Annotated in this window: 6 protein-coding genes; 1 reads left to right on the forward strand and 5 read right to left on the reverse strand. The window is 69.9% G+C overall.

Translation table 11 applies throughout. The features are described from left to right. Window positions 1-7: 7 nt before the first annotated feature. The 5 genes from JS528_RS11295 to JS528_RS11315 form a co-directional block, all read right to left on the reverse strand. Window positions 8-766 carry a hypothetical protein gene (locus JS528_RS11295; protein ID WP_214359137.1) on the reverse strand — a complete coding sequence of 253 codons (759 nt, stop codon included), beginning with the start codon at window positions 764-766 and terminating at the stop codon, window positions 8-10. After that, the gene (locus JS528_RS11300) at window positions 763-2,028 is read right to left on the reverse strand and encodes a hypothetical protein (RefSeq protein ID WP_214359138.1); all 1,266 of its coding nucleotides are present in this window, start codon (window positions 2,026-2,028) and stop codon (window positions 763-765) included. The genes JS528_RS11295 and JS528_RS11300 overlap by 4 nt, the downstream gene beginning before the upstream one ends. 52 nt (window positions 2,029-2,080) lie before the next feature. After that, a complete protein-coding gene (locus tag JS528_RS11305) occupies window positions 2,081-3,340 on the reverse strand; it encodes an OmpA family protein (protein ID WP_214359139.1) in 1,260 nt (419 codons plus the stop codon). 130 nt (window positions 3,341-3,470) lie between these two features. Further along, the gene (locus tag JS528_RS11310) at window positions 3,471-4,262 is read right to left on the reverse strand and encodes a hypothetical protein (protein WP_214359140.1); all 792 of its coding nucleotides are present in this window, start codon (window positions 4,260-4,262) and stop codon (window positions 3,471-3,473) included. Between the two features lie 177 nt (window positions 4,263-4,439). Next, window positions 4,440-4,913: a hypothetical protein gene (locus JS528_RS11315; protein ID WP_214359141.1), complete on the reverse strand. Its 474-nt coding sequence runs from the start codon at window positions 4,911-4,913 to the stop codon at window positions 4,440-4,442. Between the two features lie 148 nt (window positions 4,914-5,061). Here JS528_RS11315 and JS528_RS11320 point away from each other — a divergent pair, with 148 nt between their 5' ends. Next, the gene (locus tag JS528_RS11320) at window positions 5,062-6,855 is read left to right on the forward strand and encodes a hypothetical protein (protein ID WP_214359142.1); all 1,794 of its coding nucleotides are present in this window, start codon (window positions 5,062-5,064) and stop codon (window positions 6,853-6,855) included. The last annotated feature ends 14 nt before the right edge of the window (window positions 6,856-6,869 follow it).

The raw sequence follows: 6,869 nt of genomic DNA on the forward strand, positions 1-6,869 counted from the left end.
ACCAGCCTCAATCCCATAGCCCGAATCCTCCGGTGAGGGATCCGACGATGGCCAGATACATCGCGATGAGTCCGATCATGGCGAGCCGGTTCCAGAAGAGCGGGGCCGGGGTCGCGCATCGGATGCTGACGTGGTTCGCCCGATCATACAGACGACGCGTGCGCAGGGTGCCGTCGCGCCGCGGACGCACCTGCGCGGTGATCGGATGGCCCAGCGTCGGCATGCCGCCGCGTATCTCGCCCCGGAGCAGCAGTATGCGCTCCGTGCCGTCGGGCAGACGCACCCGGATGAGCGTCTCGGGGACCGGCCGGTTGCCGAGCGAGGTGAACAATCCCAGACCGAGTGCGTTCGTGGAGCCGAAGCGGAGCGCCGCGGGACTGATCACGCGCAGTGCGCGGGGGATCATCAGGAGGACGAACAGTCCGATGCGGACCGGCATCATCAGGATCATGTAGCACAGGTGCAGGGCCACGTCGGCGACGCCGAACGCGGCTCCGCCGTCGCGTTGCTCCGGGGTCGCGCAGATCACGCCCTCCAGCGGCTCGCCGGACAGCATCCGGCGCAGTGCTCCGGCGGCGCGATGGGAGTCGGGCGGATCACCGGCGTCATCGGGGGAATCGGGCTGCGTCGGCGACCGGTGCGCGCCGCAGCGGCGACAGGTGCCGTCGACCACGGTGCCCCTGCCGCCGCAGCCGAACGGGTAGGGACGGCAGTCGTCGGCCTCGGCCGGAGCCGAGCCGGACGTCGAGCGGAACGGGGCCGTCATGACCGGACCTCGATTCCGGGCTCCGCGTCGAGGACGCGGTGGGGATGTTCGGGCCGAAGCGGCGTCCGCACCAGCCCGCTCTCGGCCGGGTCTCCCATCTCGCAGGCCAGCTGCAGCCTGAAACGACGTTTGATCGCGTCCTCGCGCGCCTGCAGCACGGCGAGGTGATCGCGGTACCGCTGCGTGAACCGGTCGCGGATGTCCCGCAGCATCTCCATGTCGTGGACCAGGACCTCGGCCCTGGCCGTCAGCCTCGCCGCCCTGCGCTGCGCCCCGAGCATCGCGCGCCGGACGCCGTGGAGACGATGGTAGCTGCCCGTGAAGTACAGCTGGCTCGTCGCGCACAGGTCCGCACCGGAACCGAAGTACAGGATGAACATCGTCAGGGCTATCGGCAGGGACGAGGCATAGTCGGGACGGAGCCCCTCGATCGCGGCCTCGAAGACGCGCATGAGCACCATCGCGACGCCGAGTCCCGCCCACAGCGCGACGAGCACGCGGATCGCCCATGTCGGCAGCGGATGGGAGGCGCCGGTCCTCCTGATGGCGAGATGATGCCCGACCCCGATCGCGAGGACCGCGGCGAGCAGGAACACGCCTCCGGCCACCGACAGCGAGAAGAGGCTGGTGCCGAGGATCACCGCCGGCTGGTTGAAGATCGCGTCCAGCATGTTGAGCGACAGCAGCGGATCCGGAATCTCGGCGGCCAGACCGATGAGCGCGAACGCCAGCAGCGTCCAGGGGAAGACGCACGGATCGGTGTGCCCGGTCGCGCCCGCCCCGGCGGCGGTCGGGCGACCGGGGTCCGGCGTGGCACCGGGGACGGGGATGGTCGGCGGCTCGTCGGTCCGGCGGCGGTCGGTCCCCGCGGGCGGGCGCCACCAGCCGAGTCGCTCGAACCAGTTCAGCCCCCGGTGCGACGCCTCCATGTCGAGGGATTCGCGGTAGACGGCATCGAACTGCCGCTCGAGATCGGCCGCCCGATCCGCCGCCTGATCGGCGACGGCGCGGGCGAGCGAGGTGCGTCCGATCAGTGCGCCCTCGCGGCGGTCGAGCCCGTCGAGTCCCTTGTCGTACCGCTGACGGGCCCGCTGATGGATGGGCGCGGCGAGGTCGTCGATGTACTCGTCGACGATGTCGCCGTGGCCGGAGTCGAGGGCGTTGGCCCCGACGAGCGCATGGAGCTGGTCGACGGCCTGCCGCTCGATGTCGTCGAACTCGCCGCCGTCGGTCGTGAATCGGGGAAGGTTGAGTGGTGTCATGATGGTCTTCTCACTGGTGTGGTGACGATGCGATGCGGTTGACGGGGCGGCGTCAGGCGACCCGGCAGGATCCGTTGCTTCTGACGCCGGTGATGGTGAGCTCCACCCGACGGTCCGCCTCGGGGGCGGACGTGCCGTCGGCGGAGGCCGCGGGTTGTGTCGCGCCCACGCCGCGCGCGGTGATCCGGCCGGCGTCGATGCCGTAGGCGTCGCGTAGCAGGTCGGCGACGGCCCGGGCGCGCGACTCGGATATGGCCTGGTAGTCCTCGGCGCCGTAGGCGGGGTCGGCGTACGCGTGTCCGGTGACGGTGACCCTGGCCGTCGGATTGTCGCGCAGGATCGCGGCCGGCTCGCCGAGCAGGCCCTTGGCGGTGCCGTTCGGTTCCGCGCTGTTCGGCGCGAACAGCAGCGACGACGGCATCTCGTAGTTGATCGCCCCGCCGTCGCAGCGGATCTCGGTCGACGGCAGTCTCACCGGCGTGACCTTCCCGGTCGCCGCGGCCGGGTGGTTTCCGGAGACCGGCGTGCGGTCGACGTTCAGGGACGCGGGGGAGAACTGTTCGAGGACGCGGCTCCAGATCGTCTCGATCAACGATCGGACCGCCGCCGTGGGACGTTTCTGCGCCGTCGGGGCGTCGTCCGCGACGTAGCCGAGGCCGCGGATCCGCAGGGCGACGTTCCCGAGCGAAAGGTTCGTATTGGCCTCGCGCACCGCCTTGGCGATCTCATCCGACGAATGCGAGGCGAGCATCGTGGTCATGTCCATCGCGCCCGTCGAGTCGAGCCCGTTGCTGTGTACCAGCAGCAGGGCCGGCTTGTCGGCGGACGCCGCGGAGGACAGGAAGTCGGCCGCCACGGCGATGGCCTCGAAGGTGCTCTGCTCCGGGGTCTTCGCGCCCATCGCCGCCAGCGTGTCCTCGATCTCGAGCATGTTGCTCCTCACCCTTTTCGCGATGCCGGTGGCGTTGCCCTCCTCGGGGTCGAACTCGGCCAGTTCCGGGCTCACCACCCGCGGTTGGCCGCCGGCGGACACGATGATCAGTCTGTCGCTGCCGTAGTCCGTCATGACGTTTCCGATGAGCGCCTGCTCGGAGTCGGTCAGCGAGGCCGCCGGATTGGTCGTCGTGTCGGCCACGACGATCCCCACGGCCGAATACCTCGATTCGGCGGGAGTCTCCGCGTTGGTCGACGTGCCGCATCCGCCGAGACCGGCCAGCATCGCGCCGCAGAGGAGGGCTATGAGGGCCCTGACCCGGACCCCGCCGAACGGACCGCGCCGCGATATGGTCGAATGGTTGCCGTTGATGAACATGAGGTGCTCCTTTCCGTGCGGACCGTGTGCGGTGCCGTACGCCTCCATACAGGCGTATCCGGGGCCGGTGGCGACGGGAATCCGGCAATTCCCCGGAATCGCGGGCGTGTCGTCGTCGCCGGTCCGTCGGTCAGTGCCGCGTCTCCGGCGAGGTGTCGGTGTCGGACCGTTCGCCCGGCGCCGGGTCCGGCAGGGAGGGGAACGGCGAGGGCTCCGCGATGTCGAGCGGTATCTCGGGCAGGATGGGCGGTTCGCCCTCGCGCAGGCACGAGCGCAGCGTCCGGCGCGCGAAATCATGCATGCGGGTGCGGTAATAGGACTGCACCACCTGCGCTCGGCACAGCAACGCGTCCTGATGGAACCGGAACGTGTCCTCGAGCTCGGCGTGCTCGGCCCTGATCTCGGCGAGACGTCGGCGCGTGGCGTTCGCCGTCGTCTCAATGTCACGCAGCGCCCGCGCGCGCTCGCGGCGGCGACGCCGCGCGATCACCTCCGGCGACTCGTAGCATTCGCCGGCCGTCGTCGGTCCCTCGTCTCCGGTCGGGCGGTCGGCGGCCTCCTCGTGATCGCGCAGCAGCCTCGGCAGTCCGTCCTGCAGCGTGCGGTACTCGCCGACGAGCTCCAGCGCGCGGCAGCGCAGCGCCTCCTGCAGCAGGAGCGTGTCCTGCTGCTCGATCGCGACCGCGCCCCGATAGCCCTGGATGAGCACATGCAGGTATCCCTCATCCGGGAGACGACGGTCCCTGCGGTAGCGCGCGACCATCGTCTTGCGGTCGAGCAGTACGGCCCACCAGTCGTGCGACTCCTTCAGCCGGTTGCCGAACCTGCACACGATCGCCCGCTGCACGGTGCGCGCCGCCTCCGGCATGAACGCGCTCTGCGCGGTAAGCTTGATGAAGTGCATCCTTCGTTTGATTCCCATGATTTCGCCCCTTTCGGCGGATACGACGTCCCAATGCGTAGGGCCTCCGTCGAGGCCCGACACCGGGCATAGGCCTATCCTTCACGGGAACCACGGGAAGAAGGGAGAACAATGAAAGGCCGCGTGCGGACGGAGCGTCCCGTCCCCACGCGGCCTTCGTCGGCCGGGGCCGATGCGTCAGTGCACCACGCCCTCCGGCCAGATGATCACGACCGGCTTCCGCCTGGCCTTCGCGTAGGCCACGGCGTCTCCGGTGCCGCCCTTGCCCGCCGCCGGCAGACCGTCCCAGAGGGCGACCAGCACGTCGGATTCGTCGACGACGCGCTTGCCGGCGGCGAGGAACGCGTCCTCGCTCGGCCCGGGGAAGTCGAGCGTCACGGCCGTGCGCACCCGCTCCATGAGACGGTCGTACGCAGCGAGCCCCCGCTCGTCGAACGTGGTCCGGTATCCGCGGCACGGAATGATCGCGTCCAGCCGGTGCCCGGCGCGCAGCACCGCATCGGCGAACAGTTGATCGGCCCCCCACGCCATCGAGCTCAGGCCGACGACGTCCTCGCCGTCGTACCGGCGCAGCAGCTCGTCGATGCCGTTCGTCACGTACGCCATCGCCTCCTGCGGAATGTGCTGATGTCCGGTGACTCCGATCCTCATGCGTTCGGCCCCTTCCTTCCAATTCGCGTGTGTCGTCTCGGTTTTCCGTCGGATCCGCCGCGGTTTACGCCTATACGGTGCGACGGACGAGATACGGCCGTCCGGAAGCGCCGCCTCGCGCGTCCAACTTCCTGAAAGGAACGTTACCATGACCAGCACATCCATTCGCACCGCCGTCCCGTCGCCGCTGGCGGTGCCTCCGCGCCGCAGCGCGTCCGAAACACGCGTCGTCCCCTCGCATGCGGTCTCCCCATTGGTTCCCCGGGAGGCCGAGGGGTTCGTGCATGTCGTCAGAGCCGGTGAGGTCGAGCAATTGGTGGAGTTTCTAGGTGATCCCGATCGCACGCTGGCCGCCGTCGTCGCCACCAGATGCGGCAGGCCCCTGCGCTGCCGTCTGAACATGCAGCGAGTCGCCCGCGATCTCAGGGGCGTGGCGACCGTATTCGAACTGGAGTCGGTGAACGCCACATGGGAGTTTTGCGACGCCCTGCCCGAGCACGCCAAGGTCTACAACGGATTCGCGCGGCTCTACCCGTCCGGCGTCGCATGGCTCGACGATCCCGACTCCCTGCCGAACGTGTACGGCGGATTCACGGACGACGTCATCAGCGATCGCACCGAATCGCTCATCGAGGACGCGATCGGCATGCTCGCCGGCGACGGATACTCCACCGAGACGCCCGTGGCCGCCGCCCCGGGGCTGACGCCCGCGACCGTCAGGATGGAGGGCACGTGCGGCGATCGCGGCCTGGGCCGTCTCTTCGACGGCACGCTGGTCTCCGTGAAGGTGCCCGACGACGCCGTGGGCGTGCCCGCCGACCACGTGTTCGCCGATGGACAGATGGTGCGCGGCATGCTCGATCCCGACTCCCGCGTGGTGTCCGGGGTCCGCATGCTCGATGCGGACCGGGCGATCGCCGGGTACGTCGACGGCGCCATCGTGCTGGTCCGCGTGGACCGTGTGCGCCGTGACTACTGCATGGTCTCGCTGTACCCGGGCCGGACCGTGTGCGTCGACGCCAAGGACGCGCTGGACGGACGGTTCACGCCGGAGGACGATCTGCGTACGTACGTGAGGGAGGGCGACGTACGCCCGATGACGATCATCACGCGCGGCAAGGGCCGGAACGACTGGCGGATGCGCTTCGCGAACTCGCGCGAGGCGCTCTCCCGCGCGCTGCCCGCGCCGATCCTGGTGACCGGCGGCGTGCCGTGGCTGCAGATCCTCGACGTGAGGACGCAGTCGGACGGCGTGCCGAACGTCCACGACCTGCGGCGCATGCTCATGCACGACGAGACCATCGAACCGTCCGCGCTGGTGCCGTCCGGCGCCGACGCGACCAGCGCCCGCGTCATCCGTACGCTGCTGGAGCTCGTCGACGGCGAGCATCGGCGCGGCCGGCGTCTGCAGCGCAAGCTGGACGACGCCCGCCGCCAGAACGAGTCCCTGCGCGACTACGGGCAGGAGCAGCGGCGCATGCGCGCCCACGCGGGAACGCAGTACCGCACCATGCGCGGCCTGTTCCTCGACGACGCCGACCGCGTGCACGCGGAGCGCGACCGCTTCGACGCGTGGATCCGCGAGGCGTGGGCGCTGCGCTTCTCCGCCGAGGACAAGGCCCGCTATCCGCTGCCCGGCAAGTGGTCGTACTGCGACGACTTCTTCGAGACGATGGAGCGTACGGTGATTGACCGTCAGGACGTCGTCGAGGCGGCGGTGGAGGTGCTCGTCGGCCTCGCCGCGCAGTCCAAGTCGCGCGACTGCCATCCGCTGCGCGTCGGCGCCGGCGGCGACAACGCCGTGCGTCTCGGACCGAACGGGGATCCCATCTACCGTATCCGTCTCGATCAGGGTGCGAGCGCCCGTCGCCTGCACTACACCGTGGGCGCGGGCGGGTTCGTCACGTTCCTGTCCGTGGGCGTGCACGACGAGGATCTGTGATTCCCAGTGTCGTG

Source organism: Bifidobacterium santillanense, assembly GCF_018555385.1.
Taxonomy (GTDB): Bacteria; Actinomycetota; Actinomycetes; order Actinomycetales; family Bifidobacteriaceae; genus Bifidobacterium; species Bifidobacterium santillanense.

Coding starts and splice junctions, on each gene's coding strand:
- JS528_RS11320 (WP_214359142.1), top strand. CDS start 5,062: ATGACCAGCACATCCATTCGCACCGCCGTCCCGTCGCCGCTGGCGGTG.
- JS528_RS11295 (WP_214359137.1), bottom strand. CDS start 766: ATGACGGCCCCGTTCCGCTCGACGTCCGGCTCGGCTCCGGCCGAGGCC.
- JS528_RS11310 (WP_214359140.1), bottom strand. CDS start 4,262: ATGGGAATCAAACGAAGGATGCACTTCATCAAGCTTACCGCGCAGAGC.
- JS528_RS11300 (WP_214359138.1), bottom strand. CDS start 2,028: ATGACACCACTCAACCTTCCCCGATTCACGACCGACGGCGGCGAGTTC.
- JS528_RS11305 (WP_214359139.1), bottom strand. CDS start 3,340: ATGTTCATCAACGGCAACCATTCGACCATATCGCGGCGCGGTCCGTTC.
- JS528_RS11315 (WP_214359141.1), bottom strand. CDS start 4,913: ATGAGGATCGGAGTCACCGGACATCAGCACATTCCGCAGGAGGCGATG.